The sequence below is a fragment of the Allobosea sp. 05T439 genome, from assembly GCF_056396005.1.
Window position 1 is genome coordinate 58096 of sequence record NZ_JBFTKP010000005.1, and the last position, 17924, is coordinate 76019.

At 65.2% G+C, this 17924-nt stretch carries 15 protein-coding genes; 4 read left to right on the plus strand and 11 right to left on the minus strand.

Annotated features, from left to right (window positions below):
* The first annotated feature begins 55 nt into the window (after positions 1 to 55).
* Entirely contained in the window at positions 56 to 697 is a 642-nt protein-coding gene (locus AC1DIO_RS07330; RefSeq protein WP_441504971.1) for a dual specificity protein phosphatase family protein, read from the plus strand.
* The gene (locus AC1DIO_RS07335) at positions 694 to 2355 is read left to right on the plus strand and encodes a metallophosphoesterase family protein (RefSeq protein WP_441504972.1); all 1662 of its coding nucleotides are present in this window, start codon (positions 694 to 696) and stop codon (positions 2353 to 2355) included. The genes AC1DIO_RS07330 and AC1DIO_RS07335 overlap by 4 nt, the downstream gene beginning before the upstream one ends.
* On the opposite strand, the gene AC1DIO_RS07340 is transcribed toward AC1DIO_RS07335, so the two are convergent.
* Positions 2322 to 3323 carry a LacI family DNA-binding transcriptional regulator gene (locus AC1DIO_RS07340; protein WP_441504973.1) on the minus strand — a complete coding sequence of 334 codons (1002 nt, stop codon included), beginning with the start codon at positions 3321 to 3323 and terminating at the stop codon, positions 2322 to 2324. The genes AC1DIO_RS07335 and AC1DIO_RS07340 overlap by 34 nt on opposite strands.
* A gap of 555 nt (positions 3324 to 3878) precedes the next feature.
* Between AC1DIO_RS07340 and AC1DIO_RS07345 the strand changes: the two genes are divergently transcribed.
* Together AC1DIO_RS07345 and AC1DIO_RS07350 are read left to right on the plus strand one after the other, a co-directional pair.
* The gene (locus tag AC1DIO_RS07345; protein ID WP_441504974.1) at positions 3879 to 4466 is read left to right on the plus strand and encodes a phosphatase PAP2 family protein; all 588 of its coding nucleotides are present in this window, start codon (positions 3879 to 3881) and stop codon (positions 4464 to 4466) included.
* A gap of 193 nt (positions 4467 to 4659) precedes the next feature.
* Positions 4660 to 4941 (plus strand): hypothetical protein, encoded by a 282-nt coding sequence (locus AC1DIO_RS07350; RefSeq protein WP_441504975.1) that lies wholly within the window; start codon positions 4660 to 4662, stop codon positions 4939 to 4941.
* Positions 4942 to 5214: 273 nt separating this feature from the next.
* On the opposite strand, the gene gyrB is transcribed toward AC1DIO_RS07350, so the two are convergent.
* The 10 genes from gyrB to AC1DIO_RS07400 form a co-directional block, all read right to left on the minus strand.
* Positions 5215 to 7635: a DNA topoisomerase (ATP-hydrolyzing) subunit B gene (gyrB, locus tag AC1DIO_RS07355; RefSeq protein ID WP_441504976.1), complete on the minus strand. Its 2421-nt coding sequence runs from the start codon at positions 7633 to 7635 to the stop codon at positions 5215 to 5217.
* 144 nt (positions 7636 to 7779) lie between these two features.
* The gene (recQ, locus tag AC1DIO_RS07360) at positions 7780 to 9612 is read right to left on the minus strand and encodes a DNA helicase RecQ (RefSeq protein WP_441504977.1); all 1833 of its coding nucleotides are present in this window, start codon (positions 9610 to 9612) and stop codon (positions 7780 to 7782) included.
* Between the two features lie 77 nt (positions 9613 to 9689).
* Positions 9690 to 10304: a LysE family translocator gene (locus AC1DIO_RS07365; protein ID WP_441504978.1), complete on the minus strand. Its 615-nt coding sequence runs from the start codon at positions 10302 to 10304 to the stop codon at positions 9690 to 9692.
* Positions 10305 to 10402: 98 nt separating this feature from the next.
* Positions 10403 to 11527: a DNA replication/repair protein RecF gene (recF, locus tag AC1DIO_RS07370; RefSeq protein ID WP_441504979.1), complete on the minus strand. Its 1125-nt coding sequence runs from the start codon at positions 11525 to 11527 to the stop codon at positions 10403 to 10405.
* A gap of 14 nt (positions 11528 to 11541) precedes the next feature.
* Positions 11542 to 12657, minus strand: a complete 1116-nt coding sequence (gene dnaN, locus AC1DIO_RS07375; protein WP_069878403.1) for a DNA polymerase III subunit beta — start codon at positions 12655 to 12657, stop codon at positions 11542 to 11544.
* Positions 12658 to 12814: 157 nt separating this feature from the next.
* Positions 12815 to 14317: a chromosomal replication initiator protein DnaA gene (gene dnaA / locus AC1DIO_RS07380; RefSeq protein WP_441504980.1), complete on the minus strand. Its 1503-nt coding sequence runs from the start codon at positions 14315 to 14317 to the stop codon at positions 12815 to 12817.
* An 800-nt stretch (positions 14318 to 15117) separates the two neighbouring features.
* Complete coding sequence (rpsT, locus tag AC1DIO_RS07385) at positions 15118 to 15384, minus strand: 30S ribosomal protein S20 (RefSeq protein WP_069878404.1); 267 nt, start codon at positions 15382 to 15384, stop codon at positions 15118 to 15120.
* A 188-nt stretch (positions 15385 to 15572) separates the two neighbouring features.
* Positions 15573 to 15962: a RidA family protein gene (locus tag AC1DIO_RS07390; RefSeq protein ID WP_441504981.1), complete on the minus strand. Its 390-nt coding sequence runs from the start codon at positions 15960 to 15962 to the stop codon at positions 15573 to 15575.
* Positions 15959 to 16957 carry a threo-3-hydroxy-L-aspartate ammonia-lyase gene (locus tag AC1DIO_RS07395; protein ID WP_441504982.1) on the minus strand — a complete coding sequence of 333 codons (999 nt, stop codon included), beginning with the start codon at positions 16955 to 16957 and terminating at the stop codon, positions 15959 to 15961. The genes AC1DIO_RS07390 and AC1DIO_RS07395 overlap by 4 nt, the downstream gene beginning before the upstream one ends.
* A gap of 106 nt (positions 16958 to 17063) precedes the next feature.
* Positions 17064 to 17837: an enoyl-CoA hydratase gene (locus tag AC1DIO_RS07400; protein ID WP_069878406.1), complete on the minus strand. Its 774-nt coding sequence runs from the start codon at positions 17835 to 17837 to the stop codon at positions 17064 to 17066.
* Positions 17838 to 17924 lie beyond the last annotated feature (87 nt).

Genomic DNA, 17924 nt, shown 5'->3' on the forward strand with positions numbered 1-17924 from the left:
CCGGAATTGGCGAGTACCCCTTATGGCTCCGACAAGAGACGTTGCTGCCCCTGAAATGCCCACGCCCCGCTATGACCGGCCGCACATCTCGCGCGTCTACGAGAACCTGCCCGGCTATGGCATCGATCTCTATGTCGGCGGGCGTGAAGGCGCATCCGATATCCCGCTGCTGAAGCGGCACGGAATCACCACGGTGCTCAACTGCGCCGTCAATCTCGACTTCAACTACGTGGCCGAGCCGGCGCCGGACGCGCTGAACGACGTCGATTTCGGGCATGCCCCGATCCGCTACTACAAGCTTGGTATCGTTGACGGACCGGGCAACCCGCAAACCATGATGCTGGCCGGCTATTTTCAGCTGAAGGGCGCACTCGACCAGATTCTGCCGGAGAAGCCATCCTATTCCGTGCGCGAGCGCGGCAATGTGCTGGTCAGCTGCCGGGCCGGGCGCTCGCGTTCCGTCATCCTGGTGGCGCTCTTTCTGCATCTGCGTCTCCCAGCGGAGTTTCCCACCCTGGAGGACGCCATCAATTACGTTCGCGGCAAGCGCGAACTCCGTCCCGACGAGTGGCATGAGACGCCCAAGCCCATGCTGATCGCCGCCGCCGCGCGGACTGCTCGCTGGGCGCGCATGATCGAGGACGACATCGCCGCGCACCCGGAAGAGCATGGCCCTCTGCCGGAGTTGGCTGATTGAACCCAACATACCGCATCGCCGTCATCGCCGACCCGCATGTGCATGACGTCGCCTGGCGACCAGCGGGGGCGGGGCTTACGGGCGCAGTGCGCAGCTGGGCCGATACAGCTGCGTCCACCCGCGTATTCAACGAGAGCCTTCCTGCCTTCCGCGCCGCGCTCGATTGCGCTGTTGCGGAAGGCGCGAGGCTTGTCATCGTTCCCGGCGATCTCACCGACGATGGTCAGCGGCACAATATCGAAGTCGCCGTCGCGCTCATCGCCGAGTACGAGCGTCGCCATGGCCTGCGCGTATTCATGACACCCGGCAATCACGATTTCTGGGCGCTGAAGGGCCGGCCGCAGCGCAAGGAGTTCGTCGGGCGCGACGGCAGCCGGGTCATCGTCGGGAGCCACGCCGCACCGGGTGGCGCCGCGATCTCGTCGCCGGAGACTGCCATGCTCGGCGCGCCCGAGGCGCTGACGCTCATGGCCGATCTCGGCTTCCAACCTCGCACCGACGACCTGCATTTTGAAACGCCGTTTGGCAGCGATGCCCGTTGGAGCTCGCGAACGGTCCGTGCCGCCAGCCCTGACGGAGCCAAGAGCTTTGATATGATCGACGCATCATATCTGATCGAGCCCGTTGCGGGGTTGTGGCTGCTCTCCATCGACGCCAACATCGTCGCGCCGCGCGACGGGGCAACTGATCTCGATGATCCCGCGCAGATGCTCGATCCCTCGGATGGCGGGTGGTCTGCAGTGTTGCGCACGCGTCCGCATCTGCTCCCCTGGATGCGCGACGTCGCCGAGCGAGCGCGGCGCGGCGGCAAGGCTCTCGTCGCATTCTCGCATTATCCGGTGCTGGACGCACTCGCCGGCGCCTCGGCATTGGAGTGCACACTTTTCCCAAGTTCCGGCCTCGCCCGGCGCGCGCCGACCATGGAGGTGGCGCGGTGCTTCACCGAGACCGGCGTGCGTCTTCACCTCTCCGGCCATCTGCACGTGAACGATACCGCCGTGTTCCGGGACGAATATGGGGGCTTCTTCAACATCGCCGTGCCATCGCCGGTCGGCTTCGCTCCGGCGATGAAGCTGCTCGATGTCACCACGGACCACGTGCGGTTACGCACCATCCGTCTCGACGACGTGCCCGGTCACGATGCCGCGTTCGATGACTATAGCCGCGAGGCGGGCGCCGCCGGCGATCCGTCACCGAAGGCTGTCAGCGCCGGCGGCCATCTTGGCTTTCTCGACCGTCATCTGTGCGCCCTCGTCGGCGCCCGTTACATGGCACGCGAATGGCCGCGCGATATGGCGGAGTTCGCACGCACCCACCGCTTCGCCGATCTGGAGAGACTGCTCTGGCCACAGGCAACGCCGGCTGCCAGCACGGGTGACATAGCCCTGACCGCCCTCGCCGAGGACTGGTACCGCTTGCGCAAGGCAGCAGACCTCGCGCTCGATCTGGTGCCTGAAGCGCGCCTTGCCGTCTATCGCCGCTGGATCGACGAACTGCATCATGCCGAAGCCATGGGGCTGGCCGGGCGGCTCATCGCCTTCATCAGCCTGCTCGGGCGCTATCTCGACCGCATGCCGACCCTTGATGTCGCGCTGGATCTCAAGGCGCTCGTCGTCACGCCGTCTCAGGGGCGGACACTGCGCCGCCAGACCGTCTGAGCCGGCAGGTTGATGGGGCCTTCGACCAGGCAGCCGCCCTCCAGGATTGTTGCGATATGGTCGGCCATGCTGTCGAGTGGCTGGCGGAAGGTCGTCAGCTCGTAGGCAGCCCAGCCGGCCTGCGGTATATCGTCGAAGCCGATGACACAGAGATCCTCGGGGACGCGCCGGCCAAATTCCTTCCGCGCCGCATCCATGAAGCCCAATGCCAGCAGGTCGGTGACGCAGAAGACGCCATCCGGCCGCGCCGCCGAGGCGAAAAGCTGACGCGCCGTCTCAGCGCCCGTGGCGTAACCCGTCGGGCCGAAACGGCACAGCTGCACGTCGACCCCGGCCTTGGCGGCAGCAACCGAAAGACTGACTTCGCGCGCCACGATGCTGGGCGTGCCGGCGGTCGAACTGACGACAGCGATGCGCTCGCAGCCAGCGCGCCGCAGCATCATCAGCGCCTCGGCAGCGGCGCCGGAACTGTCGACGAGGATCTGCTGGGTTCCTTCGAGCAGATCGTCGCGATTGATCAGGATGACGCGCTGGCCGTTGGCGACGCAGGTCTCCACGAGCGAGGATGAAGGACTGCCCGACACGACCACGGTGGCGTCCGCGCGGTAATTGAGCGTCTGGCGTAACGCGGCCTCTGTCGCTTCCGCCTGCCCCGCCGTGTTCAAGACCATCACGACCTTGCCCATGGCTTGCAGCCGCCGCGTCACCACATCGAGCAAGGCCGACTGGTAAGGCGTGGCGATTTCGCCGATCAAAAGGCAGACGATGCCGGATTGCTGGCTGGTCAGGCCGCGAGCCAGATGGTTGACGTGATAGCCGAGGTCTGCGGCTGCCCGGAGCACCTTGGCGCGCGTAGACTCCGACACGCTGGCGCCCTCGGTGAAGGTGCGCGACACCGCCGAACGCGACACGCCGGCGCGATCGGCGACTTGCTGGGCGTTGATCGGCGGACGAATCGGCTTGTTCATAGGGAACCCTTTGGCGCGCTCCTGTGCAAATTTGCACAGGGCTCCCAAAAATGGAACCGAACGAGGTCTCCACCAGCAGAAATTATTGTTAGATCGTAATAATTTCTGCTGAACGCAAGCATGTGCAGACGGCTAAATATCTCCGCGTTTCAAGCGCCACTTGCCGAGGCGTCACGGCCCGGAATCGGACATCCGTTACGAGCGGTCCAGCCGTGCTCGCCGCGCGCTCATCGCGCCATGCTTTCGATCGATGCGGAGGCCTTGATGTCGCCGTTGCAAAGCAGAAAGCCGGCGGTCCCGACCGGTGTCATCCCTCTGAGACGGGCTCGATCTCCAGCAGAGCGGCAACAGGCTCGGCATCAGGACGAAGACGATCCCGGAAGCGTCGAGAACGAAGGCTGCGATGAAAATCGGGCCGAGACAGGCTCTCACCCTCCAAGGAGCCGCAGGCGCACGGCCTCCATACGGTCGAGGAAAGGCCGGTAAATTTCATTCGCCCGCCACCGCATCGTGTGCGACAGCCGTCCCCCAAGATCGTGACCGATTCTCTCGCCGATGCTCGCACTCGATACCGAACTGTTCCTTGCTCTCAATGCCGGGCCGAGCCCAAGCTCTTATGTCGCTCTTTTCGCGATAGCGGTCACTCGCTTCGTGATTCTCCTGATTCCCTGCTACATCGTCGTCCTGTGGATCCGCGGCTCTCGAAGGCGGCGCCTTCTCGCCTTTGCCCTCACTCTCGCTCTGGTCATCGCAATGACCATGAGTTTTGTGATCGGGCTCATCGCCTTTCGGCCTCGTCCTTTCATGGTCAGCCTCGGGCACAGCTTGGTCGATCACCGCTCCAGCGCCTCCTTCCCGAGCAATCACGCCCTCGCCTTCGCGGTGGCTGTCGCTGTGCTTGCCTTGGTGCGGCAATATGGGGTGGCCTGCCTTGCTGCCGCGATTGGTGCGCTCGTAGGCTGGTCGCGCGTCTACGTCGGCGTCCACTACCCATCCGACCTCTTCGGCGCGATTATCGTGGCCATTCCAGCGGCCTTGATCTCGCTCGCGGTGACAGCGAGACACGGTGGGTCAATCATCGCAGCGGTCGAGGGCCTGCAGCGCAGATTGCAGACCCGCCTGACGCGAACCAGTCGACGCTGAAAGGGCAACATCCGCGGACATCATCGGAAACCGTGTCGGCATCTCGGTTCAGGTGACGCGCTCTGAAGCCAATTGCCTCCTTTCGGCGACACGCCCGCCTGATCGGGATAGCGTCTAGCATGAGCCTGAGAGCCACATTCCCGTTTGCGGGCCGATACTCTTGGTTTCCCGATCGTGCCGACCGAGGTGATTCATGCTCGAAGCCGTGAAAGATAAAATCGAAGCGGAGATCGTCGCGCTGGTGAGCCAGAACCAGCATCTCATCACGGACTTCGTGGGGCAGAAGGCCTCCGGTCTCATCAACGACGACGCTGCAATGACCGGTTTCGCCCTCAAGCTCTACGGCATGTTGCCGACCATGCTGAGGTCGATCGTCGGTCAGGACACCTTCACGGCCTTCGTGCTCGACAATCGCCAGCGATTGATCGCGGCAATCACCGCGGCAACGCAGGCACCCAACGAAAAGAAACCCTGATGCCCTCGCCTCAGGCCTCAGCGACTGCCCGCGTAGCCGCGGGAGCCCGCAGCGCGATTCCGTCCGCGCGCATCTCGCTACGCCTCTGTTTTCTTTCCCTAACCTCGCTGTCGCACAGATTTGATATCAGCCGATCTGATGGGCATCCCAGGACGCCCCCATCCGACGGCACCCGCGTGCTTGAGTGGTGGTGTTGGCACACCACTCGAGGGAGGCGTCCGTGGAGCAGGGCGGCACGATCGGTCCGGGTCACGGACCGCCAGGGCCGCGCCGTCACGTATCGACGGTCGCGTTCAGTGCGTTGCTTTGGATGAAGTCGCGACGGGGTTCGACGACGTCGCCCATCAGCTTGACGAAGAGATCGTCAGCCTCGTCATTCTGGTCGTTCTTGACCCTGAGCAGCGAGCGCACGTCGCGATCGAGTGTCGTCTCCCAGAGCTGCTCGGGGTTCATTTCGCCGAGGCCTTTGTAGCGCTGGAGCGAGACGCCCTTCTTGCCGATGGCGCTGACCGCGTCGAAGAGATCGCTCGGGCCATTGACGATGTGATCATCGCCCTTGCGGCTGAGCACGCCCGGCGTGGCATAGGCTTCCTGCAGCGAGACGGCTGCCGCAGCGAGCTTGCGCGCTTCGGCGCTCGCAAGCAGGCCGGCATCAAGTACCGCGACCTGCTTCACGCCGCGCACGAGGCGCGAGAAGGTGAAGCTGCCGTCCTCCACCCGGCCTTCCCAGCCGCGCTCGAGATCATCGGAGATCGCGTCCAACCGCCGCGCGACATAGGCCGCGGCTTCGCTGGCCTGCGCCTCGCTCTCGTTGGTCAGCGGATGTAGCGCGCCCGCGATCGCCATCTGCTCGACGATGCGCCGGTCATAACGCGAATGAAGCTGCGACAGCGTGTTGCGTACGCCGCGCGCCTCGTCGATCAGACTGCGCAGGTCGGGACCGGCGCGCTCGATGCCGTCTCCTGTCCGGAAAACAGCACCGTCCAAGGTCGAGTCGACGAGGTATTCCTCAAGCGCGCGCTCATCCTTGAGATAGGTCTGCGACTTGCCGCGCGCCGCCTTGTAGAGCGGCGGCTGGGCGATGAAGAGATGCCCGCGCTCGATCACCTCCGGCATCTGCCGGAAGAAGAAGGTCAGCAGCAGGGTGCGGATATGGGCGCCGTCCACGTCCGCGTCGGTCATGATGATGATCTTGTGGTAGCGCAGCTTCTCGATGTTGAATTCCTCGCGGATGCCGGCTCCGAGCGCGATGATCAGCGTACCGACCTGCTCGGAGGAGAGCATCTTGTCGACGCGCGCGCGTTCGACATTGAGGATCTTGCCGCGCAGCGGCAGCACTGCCTGGTATTCACGGGCACGGCCCTGCTTGGCGGAGCCACCGGCCGAGTCACCCTCGACGATGAAGAGTTCTGATTTGGCGGGGTCGCGCTCCTGGCAATCCGCGAGCTTGCCGGGCAGCGAGGCGATATCGAGCGCGCCCTTGCGCCGGGTCAGATCGCGTGCCTTGCGGGCCGCTTCGCGCGCCGCGGCAGCTTCCGCCACCTTGCCGACGATGGTCTTGGCTTCATTCGGGTGCTCCTCGAGCCAGGTCGAAAGCGCCTGATTGACGATGTTCTCGACGACGGGACGCACCTCGGAGGAAACCAGCTTGTCCTTGGTCTGCGAGGAGAATTTCGGGTCCGGCACCTTCACCGAAACGATGGCCGTCAGTCCTTCGCGGCAATCGTCACCGGTGAGCGAGACCTTTTCCTTCTTCATCATGCCGGAGGTCTCGGCATAGCCGGTGATCTGGCGAGTCAGCGCAGCACGAAAGCCGGCTAAATGCGTGCCGCCATCCCGCTGCGGGATGTTGTTGGTGAAGCAGAGCACGTTCTCGTGGTAGCTGTCGTTCCACCACAGGGCGACATCGACGGTGATGCCATCCTTTTCGGCGCCGAGCACCACCGGCTTGTCGACGACGGGGGTCTTGGCGCGGTCGAGATAGCGCACGAAGGCCTCCACGCCGCCCTCATATCTCAGCTCCTCCCGGACGACCTCGGCATGGCGTGCGTCGGTGAGGACGATGCGAACGCCCGAATTCAGGAAGGCGAGTTCGCGCAGGCGATGCTCGAGCGTCTTGTAGTCGAACTCGACCATCGTGAAGGTCTGGGTCGAGGGCAGGAAGGTGACTTCGGTGCCGCGCTTGTCGCCGGCCGGGCCGACAATGGCGAGCGGCGCGACGGCGTCGCCATGATGGAACTCCATGAAATGCTCTTTACCGCCACGCCAGATGCGCAGCTTGAGCGAGACCGAGAGCGCGTTGACGACGGAGACACCGACGCCGTGCAGGCCACCCGAAACCTTGTAGGAATTCTGGTCGAACTTTCCGCCGGCATGGAGCTGGGTCATGATGACCTCGGCGGCGGAAATGCCCTCCTCGCTGTGGATATCGGTCGGGATGCCGCGCCCGTTATCGGTGACCGTGACCGAGCCATCGGCGTTCAGCGTGACAGTGACGAGATCGGCGTGCCCTGCCAGCGCCTCGTCGATGGCGTTGTCGACCACCTCGTAGACCATGTGGTGCAGGCCCGAGCCGTCATCGGTGTCGCCGATATACATGCCGGGGCGCTTGCGCACCGCATCCAGGCCTTTGAGAACCTTGATGGAATCGGCGCCATAGGCAGCGTCTTCAAGGTCGCGGGCAGCATCACTCATGTCGGGGTCCTTCAGCGGGCGAGGCTATGCCCGCGATCGTCTTGATTCGTATCATGAATATAGGCGGGAACGGTGGCTTTTTCACGCGCGTACGCGTACGTGCGCGCAGGGGCAGCCCCGGCGCATCGTGACGAGACTGCCCCGCTATCCCCGAAAGCCAGCGATCGCATCGGCGAAGACCTCGCCATACTGGGCGAGCTTGCGCTCGCCGACGCCCTCGATCCCGCGCATCTGATCGAGCCCGAGCGGCCGCTCGCGCGCCATGGCAATCAGCGTGCGGTCGGTGAAGATGATATAGGCCGCCACGCCTTCCTCGCGGGCAATCGTCAGCCGGAGCTGGCGCAAATGCTCGAACAGGGCAGCGGTGCCTTCATCGAGCCCATCGGCCCGCGCGCCACGCTCGGCAGGGCGACCGCGCCGTACGGGGAGGGCATCGGCCCTGAGCGCGATCGGCTCGCGTCCGAACAAGATGTCTTCGCCCTTCTCCGTCAGGCGGAAACCGCCATGTTCGGTGCTGGCTTCCGCGAGCGCGCCGGCGGCGAAGAGCTTGCGGGTCAGGGCTGCCCAGGCGGCCTTGGGCTTGTCGTTGCCGACGCCGAAGGTCTTCAGCCCGTCATGGTTCTGGCGGCGGACCGCTTCGCTCATCGTGCCGGTCAGGATATCGGCGAGATGCCCGGCGCCAAAGCGCTGTCCCGAGCGCGCCACTGCCGAGAGCAGCTTTCGGGCATCCAGCGTGGCATCCTGGAGCGTCGCCTCTCCAGCACAGAGATCGCAGCGGAATTGTGCTTCCCGATGCCGGCAAGGCGGCGTCTCCTCGCCGAAATAGGCAAGCAGGGAAGAGCGCCGGCAGAGCGCCGACTCGCACAGGTCGGTCATCGCGCTGAGACGCCTATGCTCGATGCGCCGGCGCTCGTCGTCGATCGCTTTCTCGTCGATCTGGCGGCGGCGCAGCGCCATGTCCTCGACGCCGTAGAGGGTGAGCGTATCGGCCGGCAGTCCGTCGCGGCCGGCGCGGCCGATCTCCTGATAATAGCCCTCGATCGAGCCCGGCATGTCGGCATGGACGACGAAGCGGACATCGGGCTTGTTGATGCCCATGCCGAAGGCGATGGTGGCGCAGATCACCACACCATCCTCCTGCAGGAAGAGGTCCTGGTTGCGGTTGCGCTCCTGCTGCTCCATGCCGGCATGATAGGCAAAGGCCTTGTAGCCCTGCTCGCGCAGGCCTTCGGCGAGGCGCTCGGTCCGGCCTCGCGACGAACAATAGACGATGCCGCTGCCGCCGCGATGTCGCTTCAGGAAATCGGCGATCTGGCGCCGCGGCTGGTCCTTCGGGGCGAAGGCGAGCTTCAGATTCGGCCGATCGAAGGAATGAATGACGGTGACAGGCGGCTTCGGGAACAGCTGCTGGGCGATGTCATCGCGCGTCTGCCGATCCGCAGTGGCCGTCAGTGCCGTGACCGGGACGCCGCCGAGCGCCTCGCGAACCTTGGCAAGCAGGCGGTACTCCGGGCGGAAATCATGCCCCCATTGCGAGACGCAATGCGCCTCGTCGATGGCAAGCCGGGCAACGCCGAGCCTGCGCAGCCGAGCGACCAGTCCCTCCCCCGCCAATCGCTCCGGCGAGACGAAGAGCAGACGCAGGTCGCCGGCGTTGAGCTTCGCCCAGGCGTCCGCCGCCTCGCTCTCGCTGTTCATCGAGTTGAGCGAAGCCGCCGCGACACCGGCCCGCGTCAACTGCCCGACCTGATCCCGCATCAGCGCAATCAGCGGCGAGACCACGAGCGTCAGCCCGCCCGTGACCAGTGCGGGCAGCTGATAGCACATCGACTTGCCGGAGCCGGTCGGCATCACCGCGAAGACGTCGTTTCCCGCCAGCGCGGCCGCGATGACCTCCCATTGTCCCGGGCGGAAATCGTCATAGCCGAAGACGGATTTCAGCGTCGCGCGCGCCTGTGATTCGCGAGATTGCGGCATGCCGAAGGGTTTGCCCGAGGCTGGCGGCAATGGCCAGCCCCAAGCCGCGACCATCCTGGGGGCGCTGGAACTGGTTTTCAGCCCCTAGCGGCGATAGCAGCCGCCGCACCGGCCATGACGCCGCCAGTCAGGCGATTGATCCGACGCATCGCCGTCGGGCTCGCCACCAGCCGCCGAGCCCGATCCGCGGCATAGGCATAGGCGAGCATCGTCGAGCCTATGATCAGGGTCAGCAGCAACGCAACCTCGACGAAGGCGAGCATCGTCATCCGGCCGAGATCGACGACAAGAGGCAGGATCGACAGGAAGAACACCATGACCTTGGGATTGCCGAGCGTCAGCGCGATGCCGCCGAAGAACAGCCGCAAGCCCTCCCCGCGGGCACTCGGCGGCTGACGCGGCGCCTCGGCCGGGGCGGTCCAGAGTTTCCAGGCGAGATAGAGCAAATAGGCACAGCCGACATATTTGATCGCGACGAAGAGTCCATGGAAGCCCTGCATCAGCACCGCAAGGCCAAGCGCCGTGCAGGAGAACCAGATCAGATCGCCTGCGACGATTCCCGCCGCAAAGGGAAGCGAGCGGCGAAAGCCGGTGCCGAGCGAGCGCGCAACCAGGGCAGCGACCGCAGGACCAGGCGAAGCGACCGCCAGAAAATAGACGCCGGCAAATACCAGAAGGCCTGTAAGTTCCATGGGAGCAGCCTCTTCAGAGCAGCGGCAACCCTAGCAGAATGCACCCGAGGCGTCTCATTGCGACGCGTGATCTGACCGATCAGCCCAGCTCAAGCACGTCAGCCGATGGCCTCGACCTGCCCGGATGTCACGGTGAAACACTGCGCCCCTGCCGGCAGATCGGTGAACAACGCCGGATCGGCACCCGTCATCCAGACCTGCGAGCCCAGCTCGCCGAGTTCGGCGTAGAGCGCCGCGCGCCGACGCGGATCGAGATGGGCGGCGACTTCGTCGAGCAAGACCAGTGGCGGAAGCCCGCTCATGCTCCGGACCAGCCTCGCATGCGCAAGCACGAGCCCGATCAGCAGGGCCTTCTGCTCGCCGGTCGAGCCCTGCTCGGCCGGGATATCCTTGGCGGCATGGCGAACGAGGAGGTCCGACGCCTGCGGGCCGACAAGGGTGCGCCCGGCCGCGCGGTCGCGCTGGCGCCCCTGCCTCAGGATGTCGCGATAGCGATCCTCGGCATCGAGTGCCGGCAGCCCCGCCACAAGCCGGTCGATCTCGCCTTCAAGGCCGAGCGCGGCACGGGGGAAGGGAGATGCGTCGTCGCCATTGGCCGCGATGATCATCGCCAGTCGGCCAACCGTCTCGGCCCTCGCGGCAGCCACGGCCACGCCGAGTTCGGCGATCTCCCGCTCGATCGCTTCAAGCCAGGACGACTCTTGCGGAGTGTCCTCGAGGATCCGGTTGCGCGAGCGCAAAGCCCGTTCTAGCGCGTTCGAGCGTGTCGCATGGCCTGGATCGACCGCAAGCACGAGCCGGTCGAGGAAGCGGCGGCGGTCGCCGGCCGAGCCACGGAACAAGCCGTCGAGATCCGGGGTCAGCCAGACCACGCGGAGATAGTCGCTGAAAGCCAGCGCCGAGCCGACCTGGACCCCGTCGATGCGGGCAAGCCTTGCACGCCGCCCGTCGCTTTCGCTGCCAAGCCCGATGCCGAGGCGCGGCCCATCCTCCGCGAGCGCAATCGATACGGCGAAGGAGCCCGGGCCCGCCTGGCGCGCCATGTCGGAGAGATCGGCGCGGCGCAGCCCCCGGCCCGGCGCGAACAGAGACACGGCTTCGAGCAGATTGGTCTTGCCGGCGCCATTCTCACCGACAAGCGCAACGATTTGGCCCCCGATCGCGAGATCGAGGGCCTCATAGGAGCGGAAATCCTGAAGGATCAGGCGCGCGACCGTGGTCAAGATGCGAGCGCGGCCTAAACCCGCATCGGCATCAGCACATAGAGCGCAGACGCACCTTCGCGATCCTGGATCACGGTCGGCGAACCGGGATCGGCAAGCTTGAGGAGGGCCGTGTCGCCATCGAGCTGGGCGGCGATATCCATCAGGTAGCGGGCGTTGAAGCCGATATCGAGCGGGCTCGCATCATAATCGACCTCGACCTCCTCGGTCGCCGATCCGGAATCGGGATTGGTGACCGACAGGGTCAGGCGGCCATCGGCGATGGACAGCTTCACCGCGCGACCGCGCTCGGAGGAGATCGTCGAGACACGATCGACCGAGGCAGCGAAATCGCCCTTGTCGACGGTCAGGCGCTTGTCGTTTCCGCTTGGGATCACCCGCTGGTAATCCGGGAAGGTGCCGTCGATCAGCTTCGAGGTCAGCACCACCGCCTGCGTCGCGATACGGATCTTGGTGGCGGAGAGCTCGACCGAGACCTCGGTGTCGCCATCCTCCAGCAGCTTCTGGATCTCCGCCACGGCCTTGCGCGGCACGATCACGCCCGGCATGCCGGCAGCCCCGCTCGGAGCCGCGGTATCCACGCGGGCAAGCCTGTGCCCGTCCGTCGCAACGGCGCGCAGCAGGCTGCGGCCTTCGACTTCGATGGTGTGGAGATAGATGCCGTTCAAATAGTAGCGCGTCTCCTCGGTGGAGATCGCGAACTGGGTCTTGTCGATCAGGCGCTTGAGCTCACCCGCGGCGAGCGTGAAGCGATGCGCCATCTCGCCCGCGGTGATGTCGGGGAAATCGCCCTCGGGCAGGGTTTGCAGCATGAAACGCGAGCGGCCGGAGCGGAGCGTCAGCCCCGCTTCACCCGTCGTCTCGAGCGAGACCTGGGCGCCGTCGGGCAGCTTGCGCACGATATCGTAGAGCGTATGTGCCGGCACGGTCGTCGCGCCCGGCTCCGGGACATCGGCAGGCACCGTCTCGACGACCTCGATATCGAGATCGGTCGCCTTCAGTTTGAGGCCGGCACCGTCCGCGCTCAGCAAAAGGTTCGACAGGATCGGGATCGTGTTGCGGCGTTCCACCACGCGGTGGACATGACCCAGCGACTTCAACAGCGTAGAACGTTCGACCGTGACCTTCATCGTCTGTCTTCTGGCGTGCTAGCGCCCGAGCAGCGGCTGCGCGGGCGACGKAATGGCCCGCGACATTGCAGGACGCGCGCCGGTGGCGCAAGGGCGCTCTCACAACCGGCCACAGCCAAAGCCGCGCTCGCCTTCAGGGCATAGCGCGGCAGGCAGCTCACTCCTGCAGCATCCGCTTCAGGAGATCGACCTCGTCATGCAGCAGGCGATCTTCGGCGATCGCCTTTTCGATCTTGCGCACGGCGTGCAGCACGGTGGTGTGATCGCGGCCACCGAAGCGGCGGCCGATCTCCGGCAGCGAGCGCGGAGTCAGCGCCTTGGACAGATACATGGCGATCTGGCGCGGCTTCACGACTGCCGCGGTGCGGCGCTCGGAGAGGATGTCGGCCCGGCTGACATTGTAGCGGGTGGCGACCAGCTTCTGGATGTCCTCGATCTTGACGCGGCGCGGCTCGCGGGTCCGGACCAGGTCACGGATCGCCGCCTCGGCCGTTTCCAGCGTCACCGCATTGCCGGACAAGGTGGCATGGGCCAGCAGCCGATTGGCGGCGCCGTCGAGATCGCGGCCATTGGCGGTGATGACGCGGGCAACATAGGCGATCACGTCGGAATTGACGTGGAAGCTCGAATGCGCCGCCTGCAGCGACTCGAGCCGGCTTCCGAGAATCTTCACGCGCAGCGCCTCGTCAAGCTCGCCGACCTCGACGACAAGCCCGCCGGCCAGCCGCGAACGGATGCGCTCGTCGAGCGCTTCGAGATCATTGGCAAGCCGATCGGCCGCGACCACGATCTGCTTGCCGGCATCGATCAAGGCGTTGATCGTGTGGCCGAACTCCTGCTGGATCGAGCGCCCCTGGATGAACTGTACGTCGTCGACGATCAGCAGGTCGATGCCGCGCAGCTTTTCCTTGAAGGCGAGCGCCGTCTGCGACTTCAGGGCCGCGACGAAACCGTACATGAAGCGATCGGCCGTGAAATAGGCCACGCGTTTGCCATGATTGCGCGCATCCTGAGCAATCGCCTGCAGGAGATGCGTCTTGCCGAGCCCGACCCCAGCATGAAGGTAGAGCGGATTATAGGGGGTCGATCCGGCCGGGGCCGCGGCAATTCGCTCGGCCGCTGCAAAGGCCAGCTGGTTCGACTTGCCGACGATGAAGCTCTGGAAGTTGAGGCGCCGGTCGAGCATGGTGCCGCAGGCGTCGACAAGCTCCTGCTCACAGGGCAGGGATCCGGCCTCCGCCGAGCGAAGGGCCATGACGGGCTCGGGTGCCGCCGCACGCGGGGCAGCCATGGCAGCCTCGCGGACCGCGGCCGGAATGGCATCCCGGGCAGCCTGGCGCACCGAAAGCAGGATGCCATTGGCAGCAGGCAACTCGGCCAGGCAATGCGCCCGCAGGCGCTCGGCATAATGCGCCTCCAGCCAGCTCTTCAGGAAACGGGTCGGCACGGTGAGATAGGCCACGCCATCGACGAGGCCGCCGATCTCGACACGCGCAAACCAGCTGGAGAAAACATCCTCGCCGAGTTCGGCACGCAGGCGGCGGCGCACGCGGTCCCAGGCTTCAGTCAGGGAAAGCGCTGCTCCCTCCCCCTGGATGCTCGCAGTCGTGGTCGCGATCACAGACGCCGGCACAGCCTTCGCATCGGTAATCTCGTCCATGGCTTGCCGCTCGAACATTTCGTGCCCCATTTCAATATCAAGAGATGCGCTATCGGCGGCGGCTCTTGGTGGACCGCCTGCCGGAGCTGTTGTTTGGACAAAGAGAATGACGCCCACTCGACGGCATGCGCCGGCGGGTGACAGGCTCTCGATCCATTTCTGATTACGCTTAGAAGGCTCGCCGAAGGACGGAGCCGCTACTTCATCTCAACTCAAACAGACAAAGAGCCGCATCCTCTCCCCTCTGGGGCGTGAGCCAAAAACGCCGTTAATCTTTGGAAACCACCGGAGGTCATTGCTGTCCGCCCGGCGATGAAGGGACCTTACAGGGGCGCCTMGAACGGGGGCAATATCCCAGTCAGCCGGCTTCGGAGACTCAAGCCCTTTCAGAGCCCCCATGACCTATGGGCAAGGCAGGCCCAATAGGTTGGGGAACTTAACGTTTTTTTTACGGCGGAGGCTGCGCGCGGAGCGCGAATCTTTTTTTCGGGAAGCGACGGAGACGCAGGTAGAAGCTCCGGCGATTCCCGACAACAGATTCCTTTGCCCGCTAACGTCATGAAAAATATGGGATTTATTTGCGCGGCCAAAAGGCGAAAAAAGCACCTTTTGGCGCCCTGAAACCACAACCGAAGTCAACCCCATAACGCAGCGGAAAGATTACTGAATCGGCCCCGCAGATGAGATTTTTCTCGTCTGCGGCAGTCAGGCTTGCCTAACGGTCGGTTAACACAGCAAACAAAAAGCCCGACCTGACGGCCGGGCTTTTCTTAGTCCGAAACTGCTCTGCAGAACGCCGCTCAGGAAGCGAGAGCGCTGATCCGATGCGCCAGGCGCGAGACCCTGCGCGAAGCGGTGTTCTTGTGAACGACGCCCTTCTGAGCGGCGCGCATGATCTCCGGCTGAGCGGCCTTGAGCGCCTCCGCAGCGGCACCCTTGTCGCCCGAGGCAATTGCCTCCTCGACCTTGCGCAGGAAGGTGCGCATACGGCTGCGGCGCGCCTTGTTCACCTCGGTGCGCCGCGCGATCTTGCGCGTGGCCTTCTTGGCCGACGTCGTATTGGCCATCGATCGTCCTCGTCTTCATTGCGACCGAACACCCGGCGGATTTGCCTGGCGGGTTCGGGCCGCTACCTTGATTGAAATGCATGTGCGGCGGCGGTTGCTTGCGCTAGCCGTCGCGAGACGCTGGCCTATAGTATCTTGTGCGGGCCGCGTCAACGCCGGAATGGCCGTATCACGCCAGGAGCGCCAGATCAGCCCCTTCGGACCGCCACAGCCTCGATCTCGATCAGGTAGCCATGATGCAGCTCGGGCACCGGCACGACCGAGCGCGCAGGGCGGTGATCGCCGAAGGCCTCAGCGTAGATCCGGTTGAACTCGGGCCAGTTGCCCACCCCGACCAGATAGGCCGTAACCTTGACGACATCGGACGGCGCACAGCCAGCCGCCGTGAGGATCGCGAGCATGTTGGCCAGCGCCTGATGCGCCTGGACGGCGAAGGGCTCGGCCGAGCTATGGCTGCCGTCAGGGCGGGGAGCGAGCTGGCCGGAGACGAAGACGAGGTCCTTATAGGCCACGGCATGCGCATAATGCCCCGCCGGGGCCGGCACCTCGGGCGAGGCGATGGTCTCGATCCTGCTCATGCCGAAGGCCCTACGAAGCGTGCGAAGGCAGCAAGATCGACATTGCCGCCGCTGATGATGACGCCGACACGCTTGCCCGTGACCGGAACCGCCCCGGTGAAGGCCGCTGCAGCCGCAAGGCAACCGGTGGGCTCGACCACGAGCTTCATGCGCTCGGCGAAGAAGCGCATCGTCTCGATCAGCGCCGCATCCGGCACCGTGACGATATCCTCGACGAGGTTCTGGATGATCGGGAAGGTGTATTGACCGAGGAAGGCGGTCTGGGCGCCGTCGGCAATGGTCTTGGGCACGTCGATCTTGACGATCTTGCCGCTGCGCAGGGATTGCTGGCCGTCATTGCCGGCCTCCGGTTCGACGCCGAAGACGCGGATGCCGGGGTTGAGCGCCTTGGCCGCGAGAGCCGCGCCGGAAATCAAACCGCCGCCGCCGAGGGGGACCAGCAGGATATCGAGCGGGCCAGCCTCCTCGATCAGCTCCTTGGCGGCGGTGCCCTGGCCGGCAATGACATCGGGATGGTCATAGGGCGGAATCAGGGAGAGGCCGCGGGTCTCGGCCAGCTCGCGGCCGAGCGCATCGCGGTCCTGGCTGTAACGGTCGAAGAGCACGACCTCGGCGCCATAGCCACGGGTCGCCGCAACCTTCGCGGCAGGCGCATCCTGCGGCATCAGGATGACGGTCGGCACGCCGAGCAATTTGCCCGACAGGGCGATCGCCTGAGCGTGATTGCCCGAGGAGAAGGTGACGACACCAGCACGCTTCTGTTCGGCGCTCAGCGCCGAGATCGCGTTGAAGGCGCCACGGAACTTGAAGGCGCCCATGCGCTGCAGGTTCTCGGCCTTGAAGACCAGCGAGGCCTCGGTGCGGGCATTGGCCGTGCGCGAGGTCAGTGCCGGCGTCCGGTGTGCGATGCCTTGGAGGCGACCCGCCGCCGTCACGACATCCTCATAGGTCGGCAGGACGAGCCCGCCCGTGGCGGAAGGAGCGGCAGCGTTCATCTGGTATCCCTAAGCTTCGAAGAGAACCCCCATCGTGTCAGCAAGCGGGGCTGAGCCGCAAATCAAAGATCGTCGGCCCCGGCATTCGCCCCGCTCATGACTGGGTTCAGCGGTTCTTGAAATCCGGCGGCCGCTTCTCGGAGAAGGCGGCCATCCCTTCCTTCTGATCCTGCGTGGCGAAGAGCGAGGAGAACACGCGCCGCTCGAAGCGCAGCCCCTCGTTCAGGGTGACCTCGAAGGCCCGGTTGACGGATTCCTTGACCATCATCACCGAGGGCAGCGACTTCGCCGCGATCGCCTCGGCCGCCTTCAGCGCTTCCGTCATCAGGTCGGCCAGCGGAACGATACGGGCGACGAGGCCGGAGCGCTCCGCCTCGTTCACGTCCATCATGCGGCCGGTGAGGCAGAGATCCATGGCCTTGGCCTTGCCGATCGCCTTGGTCAGGCGCTGCGTGCCGCCGGCGCCGGGAATGACCCCGAGATTGATCTCCGGCTGGCCGAAGCGGGCATTGTCCGCGGCGATGATGAAATCGCACATCATGGCGAGTTCGCAGCCGCCGCCGAGCGCAAAGCCCGCGACCGCCGCGATGATCGGCTTGCGGCGCTGGCCAATGCGGTCCCACGGCTCGAACTTGTCGTCGAGATAGGTCTCGGGGAAGGTGCGGGACTGCATTTCCTTGATGTCCGCGCCGGCGGCAAAGGCCTTCTCCGAGCCGGTGATGACGATGCAGCCGATGCCGGCATCCTTCTCGAAACCATCGATCGCCGTGTTGACCTCGCCAATCAGCTGGCCGTTGAGCGCATTCAGCGCCTGCGGGCGGTTCAGCGTGATGACGCCCACCTTGCCCTTCACCTCGACGAGAATGGTCTCATAAGCCATGGCGGCCTCCCGGATGATGCTTCGCGTGCAGCATTAACGGGGCCCGCGGGCGCGGTCCATGCGCGGCCGCGCAAAGGCGGCTTTCGA

Coding starts and splice junctions, on each gene's coding strand:
- AC1DIO_RS07330 (WP_441504971.1), top strand. CDS start 56: ATGCCCACGCCCCGCTATGACCGGCCGCACATCTCGCGCGTCTACGAG.
- AC1DIO_RS07340 (WP_441504973.1), bottom strand. CDS start 3,323: ATGAACAAGCCGATTCGTCCGCCGATCAACGCCCAGCAAGTCGCCGAT.
- AC1DIO_RS07345 (WP_441504974.1), top strand. CDS start 3,879: ATGCTCGCACTCGATACCGAACTGTTCCTTGCTCTCAATGCCGGGCCG.
- AC1DIO_RS07350 (WP_441504975.1), top strand. CDS start 4,660: ATGCTCGAAGCCGTGAAAGATAAAATCGAAGCGGAGATCGTCGCGCTG.
- gyrB (WP_441504976.1), bottom strand. CDS start 7,635: ATGAGTGATGCTGCCCGCGACCTTGAAGACGCTGCCTATGGCGCCGAT.
- recQ (WP_441504977.1), bottom strand. CDS start 9,612: ATGCCGCAATCTCGCGAATCACAGGCGCGCGCGACGCTGAAATCCGTC.
- AC1DIO_RS07365 (WP_441504978.1), bottom strand. CDS start 10,304: ATGGAACTTACAGGCCTTCTGGTATTTGCCGGCGTCTATTTTCTGGCG.
- dnaN (WP_069878403.1), bottom strand. CDS start 12,657: ATGAAGGTCACGGTCGAACGTTCTACGCTGTTGAAGTCGCTGGGTCAT.
- dnaA (WP_441504980.1), bottom strand. CDS start 14,317: ATGGACGAGATTACCGATGCGAAGGCTGTGCCGGCGTCTGTGATCGCG.
- rpsT (WP_069878404.1), bottom strand. CDS start 15,384: ATGGCCAATACGACGTCGGCCAAGAAGGCCACGCGCAAGATCGCGCGG.
- AC1DIO_RS07390 (WP_441504981.1), bottom strand. CDS start 15,962: ATGAGCAGGATCGAGACCATCGCCTCGCCCGAGGTGCCGGCCCCGGCG.
- AC1DIO_RS07395 (WP_441504982.1), bottom strand. CDS start 16,957: ATGAACGCTGCCGCTCCTTCCGCCACGGGCGGGCTCGTCCTGCCGACC.
- AC1DIO_RS07400 (WP_069878406.1), bottom strand. CDS start 17,837: ATGGCTTATGAGACCATTCTCGTCGAGGTGAAGGGCAAGGTGGGCGTC.